18 protein-coding genes are annotated in these 23,188 nt (G+C 51.4%); 1 reads left to right on the plus strand and 17 read right to left on the minus strand.

Features of this window, described 5'->3' with window-relative positions:
- The first annotated feature begins 25 nt into the window (after window positions 1-25).
- Window positions 26-1,333 (plus strand): bifunctional folylpolyglutamate synthase/dihydrofolate synthase, encoded by a 1,308-nt coding sequence (locus U9S71_RS05230; RefSeq protein WP_326325808.1) that lies wholly within the window; start codon window positions 26-28, stop codon window positions 1,331-1,333.
- Window positions 1,334-1,343: 10 nt separating this feature from the next.
- On the opposite strand, the gene U9S71_RS05235 is transcribed toward U9S71_RS05230, so the two are convergent.
- From U9S71_RS05235 to U9S71_RS05315, 17 genes are all read right to left on the minus strand, one after another.
- Entirely contained in the window at window positions 1,344-2,360 is a 1,017-nt protein-coding gene (locus U9S71_RS05235; protein WP_326325809.1) for an asparaginase, read from the minus strand.
- Complete coding sequence (locus U9S71_RS05240; protein WP_326325811.1) at window positions 2,357-3,127, minus strand: TatD family hydrolase; 771 nt, start codon at window positions 3,125-3,127, stop codon at window positions 2,357-2,359. Before U9S71_RS05240 ends, U9S71_RS05235 begins: the two co-directional genes overlap by 4 nt.
- Before the next feature lie 111 nt (window positions 3,128-3,238).
- Window positions 3,239-4,207, minus strand: a complete 969-nt coding sequence (locus tag U9S71_RS05245) for an FKBP-type peptidyl-prolyl cis-trans isomerase (protein WP_326325813.1) — start codon at window positions 4,205-4,207, stop codon at window positions 3,239-3,241.
- 18 nt (window positions 4,208-4,225) lie between these two features.
- Window positions 4,226-5,236 carry a DHH family phosphoesterase gene (locus tag U9S71_RS05250; protein ID WP_326325814.1) on the minus strand — a complete coding sequence of 337 codons (1,011 nt, stop codon included), beginning with the start codon at window positions 5,234-5,236 and terminating at the stop codon, window positions 4,226-4,228.
- A 78-nt stretch (window positions 5,237-5,314) separates the two neighbouring features.
- Complete coding sequence (locus tag U9S71_RS05255) at window positions 5,315-6,154, minus strand: alpha/beta fold hydrolase (protein ID WP_326325815.1); 840 nt, start codon at window positions 6,152-6,154, stop codon at window positions 5,315-5,317.
- A gap of 77 nt (window positions 6,155-6,231) precedes the next feature.
- Window positions 6,232-6,999 (minus strand): 3-keto-disaccharide hydrolase, encoded by a 768-nt coding sequence (locus U9S71_RS05260; RefSeq protein WP_326325816.1) that lies wholly within the window; start codon window positions 6,997-6,999, stop codon window positions 6,232-6,234.
- Window positions 6,996-8,144 (minus strand): Gfo/Idh/MocA family protein, encoded by a 1,149-nt coding sequence (locus U9S71_RS05265; protein ID WP_326325817.1) that lies wholly within the window; start codon window positions 8,142-8,144, stop codon window positions 6,996-6,998. Before U9S71_RS05265 ends, U9S71_RS05260 begins: the two co-directional genes overlap by 4 nt.
- 132 nt (window positions 8,145-8,276) lie before the next feature.
- The gene (locus tag U9S71_RS05270; protein ID WP_326325818.1) at window positions 8,277-9,518 is read right to left on the minus strand and encodes an MFS transporter; all 1,242 of its coding nucleotides are present in this window, start codon (window positions 9,516-9,518) and stop codon (window positions 8,277-8,279) included.
- Between the two features lie 117 nt (window positions 9,519-9,635).
- Window positions 9,636-10,493 (minus strand): sugar phosphate isomerase/epimerase family protein, encoded by an 858-nt coding sequence (locus U9S71_RS05275; RefSeq protein WP_326325820.1) that lies wholly within the window; start codon window positions 10,491-10,493, stop codon window positions 9,636-9,638.
- 33 nt (window positions 10,494-10,526) lie between these two features.
- Window positions 10,527-11,576 (minus strand): ThuA domain-containing protein, encoded by a 1,050-nt coding sequence (locus tag U9S71_RS05280; RefSeq protein WP_326325821.1) that lies wholly within the window; start codon window positions 11,574-11,576, stop codon window positions 10,527-10,529.
- An 18-nt stretch (window positions 11,577-11,594) separates the two neighbouring features.
- Complete coding sequence (locus U9S71_RS05285; RefSeq protein ID WP_326325823.1) at window positions 11,595-12,632, minus strand: sugar phosphate isomerase/epimerase family protein; 1,038 nt, start codon at window positions 12,630-12,632, stop codon at window positions 11,595-11,597.
- 149 nt (window positions 12,633-12,781) lie between these two features.
- Window positions 12,782-14,002, minus strand: a complete 1,221-nt coding sequence (locus U9S71_RS05290; protein ID WP_326325825.1) for a class I mannose-6-phosphate isomerase — start codon at window positions 14,000-14,002, stop codon at window positions 12,782-12,784.
- A 41-nt stretch (window positions 14,003-14,043) separates the two neighbouring features.
- Window positions 14,044-15,123 carry an aldose 1-epimerase family protein gene (locus U9S71_RS05295; protein WP_326325827.1) on the minus strand — a complete coding sequence of 360 codons (1,080 nt, stop codon included), beginning with the start codon at window positions 15,121-15,123 and terminating at the stop codon, window positions 14,044-14,046.
- A gap of 2 nt (window positions 15,124-15,125) precedes the next feature.
- Window positions 15,126-17,822 (minus strand): c-type cytochrome, encoded by a 2,697-nt coding sequence (locus tag U9S71_RS05300; RefSeq protein WP_326325828.1) that lies wholly within the window; start codon window positions 17,820-17,822, stop codon window positions 15,126-15,128.
- Between the two features lie 298 nt (window positions 17,823-18,120).
- Complete coding sequence (locus tag U9S71_RS05305; protein ID WP_326325830.1) at window positions 18,121-21,342, minus strand: PVC-type heme-binding CxxCH protein; 3,222 nt, start codon at window positions 21,340-21,342, stop codon at window positions 18,121-18,123.
- 292 nt (window positions 21,343-21,634) lie between these two features.
- Window positions 21,635-22,003 carry an aspartate 1-decarboxylase gene (gene panD, locus U9S71_RS05310; RefSeq protein ID WP_326325832.1) on the minus strand — a complete coding sequence of 123 codons (369 nt, stop codon included), beginning with the start codon at window positions 22,001-22,003 and terminating at the stop codon, window positions 21,635-21,637.
- A 28-nt stretch (window positions 22,004-22,031) separates the two neighbouring features.
- On the minus strand, window positions 22,032-23,093 hold the full coding sequence (locus U9S71_RS05315; protein WP_326325834.1) for a DUF6695 family protein: 1,062 nt from the start codon (window positions 23,091-23,093) through the stop codon (window positions 22,032-22,034).
- Window positions 23,094-23,188: the final 95 nt, after the last annotated feature.

A 23,188-nucleotide genomic window follows, 5' to 3' on the forward strand; every position in this document is an offset into this window, starting at 1 on the left:
TATTCACTAAACCTCCGGATCGGCCATGAATTACGACGAAGCGGTTGATTACCTCTATGCGCGTTTACCCATGTTCACGCGCGATGGCGCGTCTGCATTCAAGAAAGACCTGACCAACACCTATCGCCTTTGTGAGGCGCTTGGCAACCCCCACGAGCGGTTTAAATCGATTCATATCGCAGGTACCAACGGTAAAGGTTCCACGTCGCACATGCTGGCGGCGATCTTACAGCAGGCGGGTTACAAGACGGGCTTGTACACGTCGCCGCATTTGTTGGATTTCCGCGAGCGTATCCGTACGGACGGTACGATGATTCCGCAGGCCTGGGTGGCGGCATTTGTTCATGACCATCAATCGCTGATGGAGCATATCCGACCCTCATTTTTTGAAGTAACGGTGGCCATGGCCTTTGCCTATTTCGCTGAAGAACAGGTCGATGTGGCGGTCGTGGAGACCGGTTTGGGGGGACGGTTGGATTCGACCAATATCATCACGCCTTTACTTTCCATTATCACGAATATTGGTTATGACCATACTGCGATGCTGGGCGGTACGCTGCCCGAAATAGCGGGCGAAAAGGCGGGGATTATCAAGCCGGGCATTCCTGTAGTGGTGAGCGAACGGCAGGAAGCGGTGGCGGGCGTATTCGAGCGCGTAGCTGCGGAGAAGGGAAGTCGGCTTGTGTTCGCATCGGATCAATGGCAAATAGACCACTTAGGCCGCGATGAACGACAACTCCACCTCCGTGCAACGCGGCGGGATTTGCCCGAAAGTGGGCGTTATGCATTGGATTTACGGGGGAGCTATCAGGCCAAGAACCTGCCAGCGGTACGATGTGCCGTGGCCGAATTGCAACAGCAAGGCTTTGATGTTACCGATGCCGATATGAGGTATGCATTGACCCATGTGCAGCAGCTTACCGGACTCATGGGCCGCTGGCAAACGGTGGCGACCGATCCGACGATTGTTTGCGATACAGGCCATAATGTCGACGGTTGGCGGGAGGTTTTGGCGAATATCGCGGTTACCCCACACGAAACGCTCCACGTGGTTATCGGGATGATGCGCGACAAGGAACCGAGCCATATCCTTCCCCTGTTACCGAAAGGGGCCCGCTATTATTTTTGCCAGGTGGCCATGCCAAGGGCGCTTCCTGCCGAGGAGTTGCGTGCTGCGGCTGGCGATCACGGGTTAACCGGCGATGCATTTACTAACGTCGCTGAGGCCCTCACAGCAGCAAAGCGGTCGGCATCGGCGGCTGACTTTATATTTATCGGTGGAAGTACGTTTATTGTAGCTGATGCACTGGTAGCTGAAGGGTTTCGTGCGTAACGGCGGCGGTTTATACCGTCATCTCTCCGCGGAGGTTCCGCTCTGCCCAATACGCTACATCACTTTGCTTTTCGAATTCGCCTTGTAAGTACATGAGTTTGGTCACTGCGGCTTCAAATGTCATGTCATAACCGCTGATTACGCCCATTTCTTTTAAATACTTACTGGTCTCATAGCGCCCAAGCTCTACGCTGCCCACCTTGCATTGGGAGATGTTGAGGATGTTTTTTCCACTACGTATGGCGCTGTCGATGAGGTCGAGAAACCATTGATGGGTAGTGGTATTGCCCGACCCGAACGTTTCCATGATGACCGAACGTGCTGGCGATTCGAGCACGGCCCGAACGACCTCCCGGCTGATGCCCGGGTATAGCTTGAGTACGGACACCGCGTTGTCTAATGCCGTATGCAGCGTGAATTCCTTGCCGCTGTTGTCCAGTAACGCATCGCGGTTGTATTTGAGGTGTACGCCTGCCTCTACCAGCACCGGATAATTGGGCGATCGGAAGGCTTCGAATTTTGCGGAGTTGTATTTGAACGACCGGTTGCCGCGGAAGAGTTTGTTGTCGAAAAATATACAGACCTCATGGATGAGCGATTTGTCCTTCTTTTTTGCCGAGGCGAGCTCCAATGCGGTAATGAGGTTTTCCCTCGCGTCGGTACGGATTTCACCTATGGGCAGTTGAGACCCGGAAAGGATGACCGGCTTTTGCAGTCCTTCCAGCATGAAGCTTAGTGCCGACGCGGAAAAGGCCATGGTGTCGGAGCCATGGAGGATAACGAAACCGTCGTAATTGGCATAGTTGTCTCTGATGATATTGGCCATTTCGACCCATATGGCCGGTTGCATATTGGACGAGTCGATGATGGGCGTAAACGAGTGGACGGTGAGGTTGTAGTTTAGTCGTGCCAGCTCGGGGATATTTTTGGCAATGAGGTCAAAGTCAAACGGCATAAAGGTGCCATTCTGTTCATCTTTGACCATTCCGATGGTGCCCCCCGTATAGATTACGAAAACATTGTTCATTTAAAACTGAATATCCGTTTAGCGTTTTCCGTCGTGATAGACGCTACGTTTTCGACCGAGATCCCGTGCAAATCTGCGAATTTTTGTGCAATATAACGCAGATAGCTACTTTCATTCTTTTTTCCCCGATGTGGTACGGGCGCGAGGTACGGTGCGTCGGTTTCCAGCACGATATGCCGGAGGTCGAGTTGGGATACGACGGTGTCGAGACCTGCATTTTTATAGGTCAGCACCCCGCCGATACCGAGGTGTAAGCCCAGATCGATCGTTCGTTGTGCCTGCTCCATGTTCCCTGTGAAGCAATGCAATACGCCGGTTAGTCGCCCGTCCTGCACCTCCTCCAGCAGCGCGAAGAGCTCATCGAATGCGTCCCGGCAGTGGATGGAAACGGGGAGTCCGGTATCCTTTGCCCATCCGGTTTGAATGCGGAAGGCTTCTTGTTGCAGTGATAAGGTGGTTTTATCCCAATGCAAGTCGATACCGATTTCGCCGATTCCATAGATTTTATTACTGGCGATTGCCTGTTCTATCCGGTTCAGCTCCTGGTGATAGCCTGTTTTGACGTCGCACGGGTGCAGTCCCATCATGGCAAAACAGTTATCGGGATACGCCGCCACGGTGCCCAATACCTTAGCGATGGATTCGCTATCCACATTGGGGAGCAAGCAATATTTTACGCCGTTGTCGAAGCACCGCTGCATCTGGGTATCCATTTCAGGAGATCCGTAAAGGTAATACAGGTGTGTATGCGTATCCGTGAGTTCCATAGCTAATCGTGGGGTTTGCTGCAAACTTAGCTAACTCGCCTTTCAAAATCAAGTCGCCGTGGGCCGTAAAACAAAAACGCCCTCCGGGTGGAAGGCGTTTTTGTTTGGAGCTTATTCTTCGGTGCTATCCTGTGCCGTGGAGTCGGACGCTACAGGCTTCAGGATATCGATCAGCTCGATATCGAATACCAAAGGCGCAAATGGTGGAATTACGCCGCGGCCGTCACCGTTTTCGCCGTAACCCAATGCCGAGGGAATGATGAGCTTCGCTTTGCTTCCTTTGGGGAGCAACAGCAAACCTTCGTCCCAACCGGGGATAACCTGACGAACGCCAATCGCGAATTTCGCTGGTTCATAGGGCCGCATCGCATTGTATATATCGTTCTTTTCTGCAACCTCCTTGATGGATGTATCGAACACATCGCCGGTGGCTACCAGCGCACCGGTATAGTTTACTTGTACGGTATCGCCTGCTACAGGTTTTTCGCCTGTGCCTTCTTCTACGATGATATATTGCAGACCTGAAGCCGTTTTCAGCGGTTCAAGGTTATTTTCCTTGATGTAATTAGCGATTTTTCCTTCTTCCGACGTCTTCAGTTTTTCAATTTCGGCGTCGAAATAGGTGTTCACCTCGGCATACAATGCGCTATCGGTCAAATCGCCTTTCTTGAAATGTTTGTTTACCTTGACATTGAAGATAATGTACTTATCGGCAATTTCCGGTTTCGGTCGCATGGTTTTGGCTGCCATGGTGTCGAGGTCGAGTTTAAAGACGGCGCTGTCGCCCTCGCCCAACATCCGGAACATGGAGTTGTAATCGCCCGGATAAAGGCCCTCTGCTGAGTCTGGGGCGATATTGACGATTTGGGGAAGCCCGATTTTATATGTGCTTTGCAGTAAGGAGTCCCGATCTGACGTGACGGTTAAATGCACGGAAAGTAAATCGCCCGCTTGTGCCTTGGGCTGGCCATTGTCTTTCACGATTTTGTATTGTAGGCCGCCCGATCCCTTCTCAAACTGTTGGCAGGCGCTACCCAATATCGCGATGGCAAGCCCCAAACTAAAAATTGATTTCTTCATGTTTTTGTGTGAGATTAATTATTTTAATAATAGTGATTTATATTCGGGTAATAACGCTTTGAAATGCTGGACAACATCCGGTAGCGGATCATTGGAATTACCGCCCGCTGCGTTGCGGTGCCCACCACCATTGAAATGCTTTTTACATACTTCATTGCACGGGAAGTCTCCGATAGACCGCAGCGAAAGCTTAACCTGGTCGGTGCGGTCGACAACCAATGCGGCAAGCTTCATGCCACTAATCGACAGGGCATAGTTTACCAGTCCTTCGGTGTCGCCCGTAGTGATGTTGAACCGGTGGAGGTCTTGCCGCGATATGCTAAACAGTGCTGTTCGGTACTCGGGCAACACTTCGAGGCGGTTCAACAAACAGAAACCGAGGAATTTCAATCGATTTTCGGTATAGCTGTTGTACACGTGTTCGTGGATTTCCCAGTTTTTGGCGCCTAGGGTAATCAGGTCGGCCGCAATGCGGTGTACTGATGGGGTGGTGGTCTGGAACCGGAAGGAGCCCGTATCGGTCATGATACCGGTGTATAGGCACGTGGCGATTTCGGGTGTGATAGCACCATGGTCGCTGATGACGTCAACAATAAAATCATATACCAACTGCGCGGTTGCGGCAGCACTGCTATCCCAGTGTCGGTAATCATCGAAACCCTCGGGGTCTAGATGATGGTCTATCATGATTTTCACCCCCTTTGCGTCTCTCACGCTATCGGCCATGGCATGGATGCGTGGCAGGCCATTAAAGTCGAGGCAAAAGATGATATCGGCGGCTGCAATGTGTACATCGCTAGCTGCTTTGTTTGCGGTGTATACAAGAATGTCTTGCCGGCCCGGCATCCAGTCCAGGAAGGTCGGGAAATCTGAGGGTACAATTACACGGACGGTGTGGCCTTTGGCTTTCAACCAATGGTATACCGCCAACGATGAGCCCAATGCATCTCCGTCGGGTTTGTGGTGTGTGGTAATAACAATCTGCTTCGGTTTGGCCAGTTCCTCCCTAAGCGTTTCCGGTGTAAACATTCAACTGCTAAAAGGTTGCAAACCTACTATAAAAAATCCGATTAAGGAATTTTTGGATATGAAAATGTGATTTAAAATTCATTGACCGAACGATTTGAAGAACGCAATCAATTCGCCATTTAACTGGTCGGCATGGGTGAGGTTCAAACCATGCGGGGCATCGTCATAAACCACGAGTTTGCTGTTTGGAATGAAGGACGCTGCTTGCGCTGCCGATGTTGCAATAGGCACCGTTTCGTCCGCTTTTCCGTGGATAATCAAGGTCGGTACGGTTACCTGCTTACATTCCGTGCGGAAGTCGGTATCCATCCATGCTTTTGCGGCGCCGATGGTGGCGTGTGGAGCGGCATGAGACGAAATACTGAAGTCGTATATCAGCTGTTGCTCACTCACGGGTTCGCCGTCGGTTTTGTAATTATAAAAAGCCGGGTGGAAATTGGACAGGAAATGCAGGCGATCGGTTAACAAGGCCGCCAAGATATCTTTAAGGGCAGCTTCGGGCACGCCAGCAGGATTGTCGGGCTTTTGTTTCACCAGCGGGATGATCGATGCCACAAGCGCTATTTTGTTGATCTTATCGGCTCCGTATTGTGTGAGGTATCGGATCACTTCGCCGCCGCCCATCGAAAAGCCCACCAAGTTTACCTGTTGGAGATCCAACTGGGTAATCAACGCATGCAGATCACTTGCCAGTGCATCGTAATCGTAGCCCTCCCATGGAGCATCGGATTGGCCGAATCCCCGTCTATCGTATGCGATTACGCGATAACCGGCTTCTACGAGCGCAGGAATTTGTTTTTCCCAGGCTTTGTGGCTCAGTGGCCAGCCATGGATGAGGATGATCGGTTGGCCACTTCCGTAATCGACGTAATTGATACCGATCGTTTGTGATGCTGTTTGGTGTTGAATGACGGGCATAGTATAATCGTTTTTTGGTTAACAAAGACGGGGCACAATAGTTTCATTGGCCCCGTCTCTGTGTCAGAACACGCTGGTTAATCGAGGTTTTTCAACCGGATATTCCGGTATTCGATTTTCATGGGTGGACCTACGTGCACCTGGAAGCCCAGTGCTCCCTCCAGTTTCCTGTTGGCTACATCGTCGTCGACCACTTTACTCATCAGTGTACCATTAATGTAGTGCTCCAGTTGATTGCCTTTGGCGACGATGCGGATTTCATTCCAGTCGTTTTCCTTGATCAGCGTTCGTAAGGAGTCGCGGTCGCCAAGCGACGCTCCTTGTTCTGCGGCTGTCCATATATTCCCTTTGGCATATTCGCTGATAGGGCCGGATACTTCCGGGAGCCTAACAGATTGCCCCGGAAATGCCAGTATGGTGCGGCCCCGCTCTTCGTAATTTTGCCCCGTGTAGGTGTTTGCCGCATCGATATCGGCTTGGTAACCCTTGAGGGCAAAACGGGGCTCGGTGAGCTCTTCGCTACGGTAGTTGATGCCGCTATTGCCTTTACCGGTCATCCGGTATTCGGCAATCAATTCGAAATCGGACGGTGAGCCACCGTCCCAGATGATGAAGGAGTTGTTGGCTAGCTCTTCGCCGGCCACAATTTCGCCCACGAGGACGCCATCTTCGGCCCGCCAAAGGCTTGTGTCGCCACGCCATCCCGTTAGACTTGTACCATCAAACAACGTTAAGTAGTCCGTTGAGTCGGACGCATTTCCGGCGTTTTGCTGGGAATTGCCCGACGTGCAAGACGATATGGCCAAGGTGGATAGGGCAATCGTACCGATTGTTAATATATTCATAGTTCTACGTTTGTATTTTTCCAAGCTTTGGAATTTGCCGAATCAATGACTGCTTCACATACCTTTTGCGTTTCATAGGCATTTTGAAAATCCGGCTGGCATGGTTCACCCGTTTCCAAGCTTTTGAGGAAATCTGCTACTTGGTGGATAAAACTATGTTCGTAACCGATTCCGAGCCCGGGTACCCACCATTTATCCATATAGGGGTGGTCGCCATTGGTCACGTGGATGGAGCTCCAGCCTTTCACGTCAGACTCACACCGGTTGTCGAAGTATTCCAGTCTATTGAGGTCGTGCAGGTCCCATCTTATCGACGCGTCTTCACCATTGATTTCAAATGTATATAACGCCTTATGGCCCCGGGCGTAGCGGGTAGATTCAAAGAGGCCCAATGAACCATTTGAAAACCGGCAATGGAAAATACAGGCATCATCGATCCCGACATCCTGCAGCTGACCGGTGTCCGCATGTACCCGTTGTTTTACAAACGTTTCGGTCATTGCCGATACTTCGGAGATGCTGCCGTTGAGCCACATGGCGGTATCGATGCAATGGGCCAAAAGGTCGCCGGTGACGCCCGATCCGGCCGCATCGACATCCATGCGCCATGTTGCATCGCCCCCTTGTGGTACATCGGCGCTGATGGTCCAATCTTGCAGGAAATTCGTCCGGTAATGGAATATTCTCCCCAGTTTGCCCGATTCGATGATTTTCTTGGCCAGCGTTACGGCGGGCAACCGACGGTAGTTGTACCAAACCATGTTTTTTACCCCTGCTTTGGTAACGGCATCGAGCATCGCCTTGGATTCATCCAGGGTTCGTGCAAGCGGCTTCTCGGTCAGTACCACTTTTCCGGCAGCGGCCGCAGCGATGGCAATCTCTGCGTGCAGGTGGTTAGGCGTGCAGATATCCACGGCATCGATATCGTCGCGGGCAATCAATTTACGCCAGTCGGTTTCGTAGGAGGCATATCCCCACTGGGCTGCGAAGGCCTTTACCTTTTCTTCCCGTCGGGAACACACGGCCTGGAGTACCGGTTGGTATTGAAGGTCGGGAAAGAAGTTCTGTATGCGATTGTACCCGTTGGAATGCGTGCGGCCCATAAAACCGCACCCGATCAAACCTATTCTTAACTGTTTTTTCATATCCATATTACTGATTTATTAGTAAATAACATTGCCATTGTCGATAAATAATCGCCATTAACTGTTTGTCATCATGTTAAGCACCGTTTAGCCGGGCATAACGCCCCGCCCGCAGCGCCCATAGGCAGCAGCTTACGCAGCAGCCGTGGGTACTTCTTCCGCTGGCTTGGTGTGCTTATTCTTTTGCCAAAAGAAAAATATAAGGAACAAGACGATGAGGAGCGTCGGAAAACTAAGCATTTTCACCATCGCATCCTGGCCGGTAGCAAGTTCAAGTGCATTTCCGGTCAACCCGGCAGCTGCATTTGTGGCGCGGGCACCATCGATCCAACTCCCGATAATGGGTTGGAAGATGGCCGAAGAAAGCATGCCGGCACCGCCGACAATTGACATTCCCAGGGCTCCGCTCTTCGGTACCCGTTGTGCCGTGGCACCAATCATAACCGGCCAGAAATAGCAGATGCCGATGGCAAAAATGACCGTTGCGACATAGGCCATTGGTCCCGTTACCACACTAAACATATAGATGCCGATGGCCGTTAAAATGGCTCCGCCCAGTAACACACCCGTTTGGCCAAATGCGCGCACTACCGGTTCGGCGAAGAACCGCCCCACCGCCATTAGTCCGCTGGTCAATGCCAGTATCAACATGGGTTCAGCACCGCTGGCTGCCATGATTACACTTACCCATTGGTTGGGACCGAATTCGGAAATTGCGGTAAGGAACATGCAGAAGAAAATGAACAAGAACGTCGGCGTAAACATGGCGCGGACGTTCTGGCCCAATGACGCTGCGGCCTCCACCACGGGTTTGGGAAACGTTTTACCGAAAAACAGGAACGCGTAAATAACTGTCGGAACCATGGTAATCCACATTTGTAGCTCCCATCCCAAGTTTAAGCTGGTCATGAACTGGGAAATCAATGCGCCTAACAGAATGCCGCCGGGAAACCACATGTGGAACCTGTTTAGCATTTTGTCCATTTTAACGCCGGAATACATATCGGCAATCATGGGATTACAAGCCGCCTCGGTACATCCATTTCCAAAACCGATGAATAAGGTAGACAGCAGGAGTGTGGTATAGCCACCCGCGTAGATGGTCATGATAATACCGATGGTGTGTGCGATAAACGCTACCCGCATGATATTCTTTGGGCCGAACGTGTGGTAAAACAGTCCGCCCAATATCATGGAAATTGGGAATCCGAAGAAAAACATGGAGTTAATAAACCCAAGTTGCGTGTCGGTCAGATTAAACTCTGCGCCAAGCTGGGGCAAGATCCCCGCTCGAATGGAAAATGTAAAAGCCGTGGTGATCAGCGCGAAACAAGAGCCATTGAATAGCGCACTTCTGTTAACGTTGTCGTTCATTTTTTTACTGTTTTAACTGGTTAAATCCTGATTGTTTTTTCTAATACCCATTCGATATCCAAATGAAGCGTTGAAAATACGATGTTTATCGTCAGTTTCTAAATTTTGTTTATAAAATTAAAAACCCGTCATAAAATGGTTACGTAGAAAAGCAACCCCTTTTTTGGCAATATCTTCTCGGGAGGGCTCGAAATCTCGCCAGATGGAGGCAGCTTTGGCGATCACTTTGACCGCCGGCGTAAACGATTCGATGACTAAATTCCCCCGGTAATTGACTTCCTGCAGGGCTCCGCGGATACGATCCCAGTCGATATGATCGCCACCGGGTGCGCCGCGGTCGCAACCGCATGCGTGGACATGTAGTAAGCGGTGCCCCGCTTTTCGGATGGCAGCTGCCGAATCTTTCTCTTCGATATTCATGTGATAGGTGTCTAACAGAATACCAATAGCTTGATGGCCGATATCATCGACCAGTGCCGTTACCTGATCAGCGGTATTGATAAAGTCGGTTTCATAACGGTTTAGTGGTTCTAAAGCCAACTTAACCCCCAAGTCACCGGCCCGAGCCGCCAGGCGTTGCAGGTGTGACACCACGGTATCCCACTGCTTACGGTATTCGTCTTTAGGTGTTGGTTCGGCTCTGCCCACGGTGGAATACAACGGACCAACCATCACGGGGCACTCGATTTGTGCCATAACCTCCATCACTTGGGTGATGTATTCGATGGCTGCCTGTTGTTCCGCCGGTGTACCGCGGAGGTCGCGCCCCGGGCCCATAGCCGCACAGATTGAAGAGCAGGTGATGTTATGCTCACTGAGCGCTTGTTTGATGATACGAGGGTCTATATGCGAGGCATCTTCCAAGGCAATTTCAACGGCATCGCAGCCCCAAGCTTTGAATTGACCGAAGATATCCACCTGTTCGCTGGTAAACGGCGAGGTAAGCAGAAAGGTATTGACTCCTATTTTTAACATATTTTGATTTTTAGCATATCACTTATCCAAGTGTTAGTCGGTCTTCATCCTGAAGTCTGCTGGAAATTGTCCACGTTTGAAATCGTCAAAACCGAACATGGTTGGTGCGTACGTTGATACGGTTGATACATCGACCTGCCGGGGGATTTCCAGGCCCGTGGCCCAGAAGCTGGCATTCACCAATAATCGCCGCAGATCAGCACTCTGGAGGTCTACCGATGCACCCATGGTCGTAGCGAAGGCTTTTCCTGGGTTTCCTCCAGGCAGTTGGTAGGCCCGCGTCCAGGCGATAGGCAGCATTTCCTTTTCGGTATTGACTGGAGCATCAGCGGTCATGCCGCTGGTCGACTGCCCATAAAGCAATATCGTTGCGTCGTTGAGCGCCCCCACGGTGTACACATCCGTGGGGCCCCAGATATCCGTAACACCCTTCAACACGGGATGCGTGGCATGAGCGTCATTGATCACGGCGCGAGTTCCTTCGCTGCCGTGGTCACCATGGTGGCTTACCCATGTTTCGCCAAGGACGATTTTGCCGAAGCCCTTTTCCCATCCCGGTACGCTGCTTTGGAAGTCATATTTGGCATACTGGTCTTCTTGATGCTTCGCGTAGTGAAAGGCGTGGGTAGCAGTCCGAAGGCCGATTACGGGTTTGCCCGCCATGAGGTAGTCGTCGATATAGCGCATCTGCTCGGGAGGAAGCTCTCGGAACCGGGTGAAGATGACCATGAGGTCGGCCGTTTCCAACGCTTGGAGCCCGGGTATGTTAGCCTGTTGGTTGGGATCGATTTCACCGCTCTCCGGGTCGAGGGAAAAGAGGACGGTACAGGTAAACCCCGCCCGTTTCGCCAGGATCTGCGCCAGCATGGGCAGGGCCTCTTCTGAGCGGTACTCCTCGTCGCCACTGATCAGTACGATATGTTTACCTTTTCCCGGTCCGTCGCCCCCGGCATAGGTAACCCATTGATCCGATTGCTGGATCTGTTGCTCCGTATCCGAAGCGGTGCTATTACCCGTACAACAGGTGGCGCCCAGCCATAGGGCAATCAGTAGAAAAAAGGAAGTGCTTGGATTACTTTGCATACCGATGATGTTTACGTATTATCCTTCTTGCCACCCGTGTGCGTTGCGCACGCTCACCAGCGCGGCCAATATGTCATTCCATGTTTCTTGTTTATTGAGCACGGCATTCGGGAACATGCACCCGTCCCAGCAGATGTGATTGAATTTTTTGGTGAGCTGTCCTTGTTCATCGCGCAACCAATGGCCAGCATCCGCGGCGATGTCTAGCTTGCCGTTCGGGTCATTGGGCAGGCAGTGGCGTCCTGTTTTATCATGCGAGCCCGATCCGAATACCGTACCATCGTTCTGCGCTACGTGGAAGTCGATTGTCCAGGGGCGCAGTGCGCGGGTAAGCGTTTTGAGCCCTTCAGTGAGGGTTGCGCGGTCGCTCCAATCGAAATCTACAGGAAGAATTCGGTCTTCAGGTTTGTTATAGCCCAACAGGTACAAGAAGGTGTGCGACATATCAGCCTGGAAGCCCATATTCGGTCGGTCTACTGCTTCCAGCGTGTCCAGCATGGCGCGCCAGCTGTGCATACCGCCCCAGCATATTTCACCTTCAGCAGCCAGCTGTTCGCCGTAGTCTGCCGCCACATCGCACGCTGCTCTGAATGTCTCGGCGATGACTTTTGTGTTGCCTACGGGGTCCTCTGCCCACGCCGCCGGGGAGCATGAGGAGTCGATGCGTATCACCCCATAGGGGCGGACGCCCAACTCACGCAATTGTTGCCCGAATTGGCACGACTTCCGCACCATTTCCACAAATGTTTTCCGGTTTTCTTCGCTGCCCATGGCCGATCCCGCCCAAATAGGAGCAACGAGCGAACCGATATTCAAGCCATGGTGGGCTACTTTATCGGCCAGACGTTTCACTTCGTCGCTGCCGCCATTGAAATCCACGTGCGGTTCCAACAGCCCGATATCGACTCCATCGAATTTTATGCCGTCGACCTCTGCTGCCGCCGTATAGGCAAGTAGGTCGTCAAAAGGGATAACAGGTTCTGAATCGGGGCCCTTGCCTACAATACCCGGCCACGTTGCGTTGTGTAATTTCGGAAAATTATTTGTTGCATCCATATCTTTACTAGTTAATGAAAGGTAAACTTAGCTAAATTTCTATTGTATACAATAAATAGCGTTGTCTATAAAAGAAAGTTATTCATTTCTCCGCTGCGATAAGCGTATTCCGCTACGGATATTTTAGAGCTAAGTGATTAAACATCTGATTACGATATCACCAGATCGGGATTTTCCGGTCCGAAGTGCTTCAGCATCACGATAGGATCGGTTTTCGATAAGTTGGTGATTTTAACTCCAGCCTGCGCGGCAGATTCGCTCACGAAGTACTCATCGTAGGTGAGCTGGCCATACCGGATAAGTGCAGGTGTCTCGATGTCCCAGTTGCCCATTTTGCCGTGGCCTTGCATCATGATCATGCCATAGGCTGCCGCGTCGTGGATGGTTACCGTTGCCCCGGGGAATATGGTCAGCTCCTTGGCGCTGAATGCCTCCGATTTGTAACAAATCCATTTTTCGGAGTACCCTGCAGCATTCATTTCCGCTTCGTTATGAACGGGCAGTGGCGGCATAAACCGGTTTTTCATCGTGTTGGGGTCGAGGTTGAGGTCCCAATCGAGCACGTCAATCAATTCATCAAAGTCGCCCAGCCGGTCTTCGGGTGTGCATTTCCACAGCAATTCCTCGGGGATGATGGCCTCGTTGACCAGCGACTGGTACATGGCGAACACGTCTGATGCTTTCTGCGGCTCATAGGTACATAGGCTACCCGGTGCGTGCAACAGGCCGGGAGGAACGTCCCAACCCGTTCCCGGTTCCAAGCGATAAGCTTGTGAGTAATTCGTGATTTTGTTGTCGCCCTTCGTGAAGTTCTCCAAACATTCGCGTATCTGCTCCTTGGTTGTGCCCGGAGCCAAGCCAATGAACGTATACGGGTAGTCGCCACCGTGGTTGTTTAGCTGCGGCGGGAAGTAATATGCTTCGGGTTTTCCTTTTTGGCCTACGAGAGCGGCTTTCTCATCGTTGTGGTGTACGTGGTGGGGCAGGGGCCCCATATTATCGAAAAATTTGGAATACATGGGCCAGCTGCCATGCTCGTCCCATATCCGCGAGCCGATCAGTTCGCCCTTTAGTTCGTCTACGGCATCCCGGAGGAGGAATTGTGCGGTTTGTCCGTCCTTTTCATAAACAACTTGGCTCAGTCCCTCGTGTTCACCTGTGAGGGGACCGTTTTCTGCCGGAGTAGTTGATGATAGCCAGCGTTCGTCTATACCACCGCGGACTCCCCCGAGCACATAATAGTCATCGGGGTGGAGTTTGATGCGCCGTCCTGGTACACAGAAAGAGCGCGGTACCCATGTTGGTGCTAGTCTAAATATTCCGGAACCGGAATCAAATGCATCGCGAATTAACTGTTTCGTGTTCATCATGTATTTTGGTCTTTTTTTCTGTATTCCTGTTTACTAATGTGTTAATGTGTGTTGGCCGTTTGCTGCAAAAACGCGGCAATCTCTTCGGGATTGTCATGGACCCGCACGGTGACGCCATAGTGGCGCCGTTCGTTTGGTTGTAAAACAATCAATGATCCGTCTCGTCTGGCGTTTGATTGCCCGATTGGCGGATGGGTGCCGGGCTCTATGCCTACCACGTATTCTCCTGGTCCCCAGTGCTGCCAGTTGGTCATCCATGGAAGCTGTGATTTCTTGAATTCAATAGCCAATGCGATTCCCAAGTGAGGGTTATGTATCCCGCAATGGCACATGCCATCTTGGTCTGCAGCGATATCTATAAATGCAGCTTCCTCACCGATGCCGACATGGTCTTCCAGTGGTGGCTTTCCTTTTTTAAACGGCGATCCTTCCCTGAAGATTTTCGCCTTGTCTTTCCCTTCGCGCGATGTCCATGGTCCTTGCCAGCAGATATCCACATCCTCATCCACCAAGGGCCATCCGAGGTTCATATGATAAAGCAGCATATGTGGCGCCGGGATGTTCCCGGTATTGATAACCTCGTCATCAATACGGATAGCAGCCTCGCCCAGGCGGCATGAGATGGTGCGCCGCAGGGTAAACTGGGCACCCAGGGGTTGCGATTGTTTCACTACCCCGGTTATCTGCATATCCAGTTGACCGATGGCCGGGTCGGGTTGGATGATGGATTCGATGGTAGCCGGAATACCACTGTACTGGCTATGAAGCCCTCGTTCACCGTTCGCATCGGACTCCGGTCCGCCGATGTGGTCGAGGCCGCAGGTGGTCAACAACCCACCCCCGAAAGCATTTAGCCATTCGATGCCACGATAGGGGCGGTGCGCTGGTGCCGTGATGCCAACATGGCTTAACCAGGCTAAGCTATGGGCGTTGTACTGTGCGTCTGCGATATCCATCCCGCGATCGATCACCACTTTATAGCGTAACCCGGCCCCGGTATTTATCCAGGCTACCCGTGTTCCTTTGGCGGCACCGTTATCGAGCACGGCGGTTTCAATGCCACCCACTTGCAGTGGGTTGGAAACCTTCTTTGCCCAATTTGTTATCCTGCCGTTGCCCATTATCATTGTTTATAGACTGAACTATTCTCGTTTCCACCGGCCATGAGGTAGGCCATGAGGTCTTTCAGTTCCTCCGGATTCAATACATTTAACGTACCCGGGGGCATGGTGGAGATCTTAGATTCCCGTATTTCTGCTACCTCGTTCTTCGGTATCTCCCTCAATTCCTGGGGTGCGTACGGATTTTGGGATACGGAATAGCTTTCGTCGCCCTCGTTGATTAACCGGCCCATGACGGACGAACCGTCTTTCAATACAAACACTTTGCTGCCGTATTGATCGGAAATTGCGTCGCCAGGTTCAATGATGGCCGTGAGCATATCCTGCACAGAGAAGCGGGTGCCCAGTTGGGTCAGGTCGGGACCGATGTCTCCGCCTTCGCCCTGCATGGTGTGGCAGGATGCACACCTTACGGCAGCAAATAGCGACTTACCATTTTCGTAGCTGCGCGATTCTTTGGTTTCATCCTCTTCGACGGTTTTCACGGCGTCTTCTATTTTCCAATTTTTACCGGGACCTTTAGGCGGTGTGATATCGGCAAATAAGTCCTTGCCCGAATTGGTCAACAGGGAGTCGCCCGAAATGGTGTTGTAATGTTCGAACTGTTCGGTTGGTACTTTTTCCAGCGCCGCTTTCCGAGCGGCATTGACGAAGCCAACATAACTGTTGCCACCTTTGTATCCGAAGGCACCATAGAACCAATTGAAGTAACGTTCATATAGTTTGGGTGTCCACCCCGTATCTGCTTTACTCAATGCCGTGGCAAAATAAATCTGTTGCGCCGGCGGTGTTTTAGCCAGCACGTTGGCTATGGTCATTCCATAATCGGGGTTTCTTAAAATCAAGTCTGCCGAGCTGGTTAACATCGCGTAGGTGGTTGTCGAATCATCGATGCCATTTTCGAGAAGCGCGAGGCTTCTCTCGGTGGCATATGGCGCGCCGATATGGATAAGCAATTTGCTTAATTCGCGGTTCAATGCGTTGTCGTTCGCCGGATAATGGTCGGCAAAGTAATCGAAGAGTCGGTTGGTGATTTCCGGTTTTACATTACCCATGCGGTAGAACGATACTTCCATGGCCCGCAAGAGCGCGATCTTGTTTTCTTTCGATATGCGGCCAAAATCGATGGTCATCAATTTACGGAGCATAACGGGTTGGAGTATGGTGTCTCCCATTTTGGCCATGGCCAACATGGCATGCGTTGCTGTGCGGATATTCCGTTCGCGGAAGGCTTTTTTGCCCCAGGTGGTAACCGGCTGGTGCATGAGTGCCATGGTGGCGGCGTAACGGATATGGCGGTCTTCGTGATTCAGGTATGGCCATACGTCGTTAACGATATTCGTGTCGGGAGCTGACTCGAAATAGCCTTCTATTTTCCTGCGGATGGCCATTTCTTCGGTAATAGGGGCTTCTTTTTTCGACGCTTCCTTGATTTTCTGGTAATCTTTATAGGAAACGCGGTACAGATCAGATTCCAGCCGCCGTCCGCCGGTAAGGAAATATAATGAGCCATCCGGTCCGATTTCACCATCGGTCAATGGCAACGGTACCCCGGAAAGGAATTCCTCGGCAGACACTTGATATGTTGCGCCGTTTTGTTCTAAATTCACGGTGTAGATAATCCCGAAGCTCCAGTCGAATGCAAATAAACTGTTGCGATACTTGTCCGGAAATTTTGCTTTACCACCGTATAGGAGGTTGGTTGGAGAGCCTTGGCCGATGTTAAGCAGGGATGGTAACGCATCGGGATAATAAGTTGGCCATTTGCTGTTTCCGGTACGCCACCCGAATTCTGCGCCCTTGGTAACGTGTAACAGGCGTGTAGGGCGATACCAAGGCATGCCGAAGTCCCATTCCATATCCGAATCGTATGCAAATAGTTCGCCATCGTTGTTGAAGGTGATATCGAAGGTATTGCGGAAGCCACCGGCAACCAGTTGCCATTCTTTTCCGAGCGAATCTGTTTTCACGATGAAGCCACCGGGGGCCATACGGTCGTTGGCGTGTCCACGTGGGTCTTTTATCAATTGAAAGACGTTGTCCTCGTTCCAGTTTGACGGTAACAAGTAGCTATCCATTTCGGGTACGTCCGTATGGTTACCCAAAACCAAGTAGAGCGACTCGCCGTCGGGCGCGAGAATAATGCTATGCGGACCATGTTCCCCTTGGCCATGGAACAACTTCAATTGCGTGATTTCGTCAAACTGATCATCATTGTCGGTGTCTTTCAGTCGGTAGAGGCCGCTACTTTTCTCCATCTTGTCACCGCCACCATGGTTGACCACAACATACAGGCTATTGAACGCCCAAAGCAGCCCTTGGGCGTACCCCATGCCTATTTTGGTTTGGGTGCTATCGTTTTCCCACTGATCTTTGGGGAAAACAAGTTGCTGCGGTTCACTGGTAAGTGTATCCGAGCCGATTTCCGGCATTTCCAGTCGGTAGAGCGCCCCATACTGGTCGGAAGTAATCATCCGTCCTTTGTCGTCGAATGTCATGGCCACCCAAGATCCCTTTTTGTTTTCTGAGGGGCTATAGAGGTGTTCCACGACAAAATCCGTAGCCACTGTGATTTTTTCCACTTTCGGTTTCTTCGCCACGGATTCTTGGTCGGTGTCTTCGGTTTGGCATCCCGTTATCGTTAATAACGAAACACATACGGCGATGATGCCGGTTTTTTTTCTGATGATTGTTTGCATATATCTGTTTAGCATGAAAATACGTGTAACAAATACCTTGAAGGTGCCTGCTAGCCATCAATCTATCACGTTTAGTCGATTGATTTATTGTCCAAATGTGAAAACTCCGATACCCACGAAGTGTGGATAATCCTGTTGATTCTTATCGATGATTGGCTTTTGGATGGTTGGCAACGCCTTTTTAGTATTGTATTTGATATTGAGTAACATAAAATAATAGCTAACTGGTGTCCACAATGCTACTATGTTTACCGTAAAATTTCATCCTGCACTGTCCTGTTAGCCTGTTCTGGCGCCGTTATTTCAGGGGGTGTTCGCCGAGCAGTTCCTCTGGCGAGTAGAATCCCTTTTTATCGGCAATGGCCGCGCGGATGGCTTTTACCTGATCGGCATCTATGGGTGTTCCCTTGTTGCCGAATGCGTTTTTGACGTAGGTAAGCACGGCGGCCACTTCTTCATCGTTCAACAGCCCACCGAAGGGTGTCATGGGCACTTGACCGGGGTATTTCTTGCCCAGTACTTCGATAGGTCCATGCAATCCATTCAAGGTAAGCTTAATCAGACGGGCATCGTCGCCTAAAACCCACCGGGAACCGACAAGCGGCGGGAAGCCGGAATTGGGCAGTCCCTTACCATCGGCTTGGTGGCACGTAATGCAAAAACCTTCGCGTTGGAAAATCAGCTGGCCTTGTTTGAAGCGAGCCAGCTCGGGTCCTTTCAAATCGGTATTGACGGCAACATCCGTCTCGGTTTCAACCGGCGTAGTAGCATTTCCCAGCCGGGTTGCCGCGGTATGGTAAGCATCGGCCATCCAGCTATCAATAGGATGTTTGGCAGCTTCTTCCACGATGGGAGTCGCTTGATCTTTATCCAACCACGACGCCGCCACGATGGCTTCCAGGCGTACCCGTCCGTGCTGGTCGGCGGCGGCGTTTTGCAATAGTTTTGCTTGGTCTTTTACCTGGTGCCCGGTGTAGCGAAGTACCCTTACAGCTGCCGCGCGTACGCGGTGATCGTTGGCTTGCAATAGCTTGCGTAGCAATGGCTGGTCGACCCGGTTGAGTCCCCAGCTTACCCAAAGGCCTTCCAGCAGATGGTGTTCGTAGCGGGGGGCGTTTTTATCGAGCCCGTCCAGCCAAGTCCCTAGCTGTTTAAGTACATCGTCGGCATCACGGCCACGGAGTTCACGCCGCGTACGGTAGCGGGTCCGGTATTCGGGCAGTTTCAGGTTATCCAGCAAAGTACCGATATCGGCTCCCGCGATGGCGGCTGGCTTGACCAATGGCCGAGCGGGGTACGTAATACGGTATATGCGACCGTGGGTATGGTCGCGCAGGGGGTCACGTTGGTTGTGCTGCATATGGCCGATCAGCACATTATGCCAGTCAACGACATACAGCGAGCCATCGGGTGCGAATTCCATGTCGACAGGCCGGAAGTTCGGATCGTCCGATCGCATCAAGTCTTGCCGGTGGTAGCTGCGGTAGCCCGTTCCATCCTCGACCACGGCGTGCTGTTTCGTTCCCAAGAAGCCGATGGTATTATTGATGAGCATATCGCCCTGTACGCTGTCGGGGAAGTGGCGGCTGGATATAAATTCGAGCCCTGATGTGGGACGCACACGGTGGGCGTCTTCGATCAGGTTTCTGGCTTTCGGATTCGCCTTGCCATAAACCGGCTTCAGCGATCCGGGCATCATCCAGGTCACATCGGGCCCAGAGGTTTCTGCGTAAAAGTTCTGCCCCCATTCATCGAAGGTAATACCCCAGGGGTTTGGGATGGAGAGCTGTGCGGTATATTCCAGTTTATGCCGGGTGGGGTTGTAGCGGAAAAAGCCGCCGTTGGTGGCGCGCACCGGGCCGTAAGGTGTTTCGAGGTCGCTCAGGAGAAATACCCCCTGTCCCATGTATATGGCGCCCGAGGGATCGCTCGTATAGGCATGGTGGGCATGGTGTGTGTCGTGGTCATCGAAGCCGCTCAGTAGGATTTCCTTTTTATCTGCCTTATCGTCTCCGTCGGTATCCGCGAGGAGGACCATGTTCATTCCCTGCGAAACGTAGACCCCTTCGGGAGCTAATTCGAATCCCATGGGCAGGTGCAGGCCGTCGGCAAAGATGGTTTGTTTGTCTGCTTTACCATCGTTGTCGGTATCTTCCAGTATCAATAGCTTGTCCGTCGGTTTCGGATCGCCCGGTTTCCAATGCGGGTAGGACGGCATGGTGGCTACCCACAGTCGCCCTTGGTTGTCGAACGTAAGCTGAACGGGTTTCTGCAGATCGGGGAATTCCTGTTCGGATGCGAAGAGGTCTATTTTATAGCCCGGTGCCATATGGAATTTCTCGAGTGCATCTTCTCCATAGAGGTACCTCGGTAGGGGTGAATTGGTATTGCGTGGTAGGTAATTGGTTTCCACTTCGGGTAATACGGTGGTGGTCGCATCGGCACTATCGAGGTCCATCCGGATCCCTTGGGCGGCTTTCCAGATGGCTTGGTCGCGGATGTCTGTCATCTCACGTATTTTGGCGAATTCTGCTGGGTAGTTGTCAGGTCCAAAAGGATCGTAGCGGCGTCCGAACGCCTGTACCCCGTTGGGGTGTTTGAAATCTTGGAACCAGAGCCAGTTCTTTTCCATCACGGCGTCGTGAACCAGCTGCCGGTGGGTGTCGTCCGTTTCCTTTACCTTGCCGAACACGGCATCGACCAGTCGCGAAGAAAATTCGCGGTATCCGGCATCGTTCAGCTGTGCGCCGTCAATCGTCAGCGGATTATCGTTGCTGTCGTACAATTTGCTGAGCGTACGATACATATCCACGAAAAGTACGTCATTGTTTCGGGCTACCTCCGCCATGGCTTCGGTATACATGGCTAGGCGTTTGTTTTCTTGCTTGCCGTTAGGTAAATCGTAGTCTTCAGAACGGTCTTCAAAAGCAATGGGCGATACGATGGCCAGTCGCGGGGTCGTGGCATCGTTGTAGTGTTGTTGCAGGGTATATTTAATAAATGCGTCGAGTTCCTCCCGGTATTGTTGCAGTCCTTCTTCGCCGCGGAACGACTCGGTATAGCCGAAGAACGCAATGATGACATCTGCTTGGTGTCGGGTTAACCATTCATCGGGGGTTTCCCAGTGGCCCTGCGTATTGGGGTTGTTTAGCAGGTCGGTGTCTGATTGGAGCGTATCGGCGCCAGGGAATGCCCACGGGGAGGGGCGGCCCGAATGGGGCCGGAAGCCCGGTGTATTGCCGGCATCGCACATGTTACGGATATACAGAAGACTGTCGGGGTACCGCAGGTACATTTCGGTTTCGAAATATCCATAATTCATCATCCGCGCTCCCAGGTTGTTGCCTACGAGCATGATGTGGTCTCCTTGTTGGAGCGTTAACGGCTTTTGTGCGGGGCCGCTGCACTGAAAGAAACAGGCAACTGTAGCTAACATACCCACGAGAGCCAGCGACCGAAAGTGACCATTAATACGGTGTTTGTAGCTCACTGATTTAATACATTTTACTGATGTTTCCATCGATTTGCATGCTTTTACTTAAGCTTGATAATGGGGTCGTATAACGTCATACGGCCAACAATTGGAGATTACAATGGTACTTTTTTTACCATAAAAAATCATCCTGTACTGTCCTGATTGTTCTTTGAAGAGAGCCTATTTTGGCAAATGATGAATCGGACTAACGAAACTCGATTAGCGAAGTGGTGATTAGTGAACGGGAATGGCTTTGGCAGTTGGTTGACAGGGGGTAAATAAAAAACGGGTGTCTTAAAGCGAACTTCGGGACACCCATTCTTCATTTAGTTATTTACTAATAATTGTATTTGTCTATCTTTTCGATTTGGTTGTTATCTTTGGTGAAGACCAGTACCGGTTGATAGCTTTCGGCCTCTTCTTCGGTAACCTTAAAGAAGCTAAGAATATGAACCGTGTCGCCTACTTTGGCGTGCAGGGCAGCGCCCCCATTCATGCAAACCTCACCACTCCCGCGCTTTCCGGGGAGTACATATGTCATGACGCGACTGCCGTTTATGGCGTTGTTTATATACACCTGCTCATATTTCTTTATTTGAGCTGCATCCAGCAAATCGGCATCCACGGTTATCGATCCGTTGTATGCTACATTTGCTTCCGTTACTTTAACCGTGTGAATTTTTGATTTTAAAATAGTTAACTCCATATTGTTTGTGTGTTTCCTTTTTGTTTTGTTATGCTGTCTTTGCCTGTTTGTTTGGCTTTTCGATGGTTTCCAGTACAATTTCCTTGCCGTATTGCGTCACCATGTGGTGTTTGTGGTGGCAATGGTAGGTAAATTGGTAAGGCATGTCCGGATTTATCGGGTGATTACCGCTACATGCAACCCGGTATTCTTCGTGCCCGTTTGCCGCATATTTGGCCACAACAAACGTGTTGTTATCGACGGCTCGTTCGAGGGTAAACCAGGCCCCCTCGCCAATGCCCCCCAGCCACTGCGCCGTAGCGGGCAATGTCTTAGGGCGTTTGGGCTCGGCTATGTTGCCTGGCTTATTATCGCAGGGAAGGCCTTTGGATTTTCCCGTCGAAAAGTTGTGCAATAGCTGGTCTACCTGAAAGCCCAGCGAACGCCAGCGGCTCATCCGGATGGTCTCCAACTCACCTTCGTGGTAGCAGTAAATCGTCCTGTCGGGCGAAGCGTTTACAACATTGCTCATTGGACTCGGTTTGATGCTTTCGGGCAGGGTAATCCGGCGTCGTGCAGCTTGCTCGTTTACCAACCCTGCCAACAACACTTGGGCTACGTAGCGCGAGCAACTATTGTTTCCGATAGCGATTGCCCCATATTTTACCGGACCTTGCTCCACGATGCGGGTAGCAAATCGGTGTGCGGCTTCATACGACAAGCCCTGGGCAACCGAAAAAAACAACCTGCCACCACCATGGGTAGCAGCTTCTATTTGGTGCAATTCATCCAAAATCGTTTCCAGATTGGTGATACGGCTCTTGTTGTCAATTTGCGCCCTGGTTTCCAATGCAAGTCGCGGGTCTGATTCGACGGATCGTGCCCGGCCGTATCCGCGTGGCGTGATGTACCTACCGAAATCAAAATAAGCCAACGACCCTGTTTTCCGATGTACCAGCACCATGGCAGCATGGCCCACTTTGAAGTTCAGATTTTTTACGACACCGAGTTGTTTAAGTATGGCCATCCACCGTTCATCGCCGCGCGCCGTCTGATCTGGCCAGGCCATAACCAATGCCAAGTCTTGGTTTTCTTCCAACTTACCCTCCATTCACGGTTTTTTTTCCTCGGCGGTGAAATAACCGTCAAAATCTGTAAAGAATTGGGAATTTGCGCTTATTGGCATATGTCGGTGATTTGTATTGT

This window comes from Parapedobacter flavus, from assembly GCF_035818675.1.
In the GTDB taxonomy this organism is placed as follows: Bacteria; Bacteroidota; Bacteroidia; order Sphingobacteriales; family Sphingobacteriaceae; genus Parapedobacter; species Parapedobacter flavus.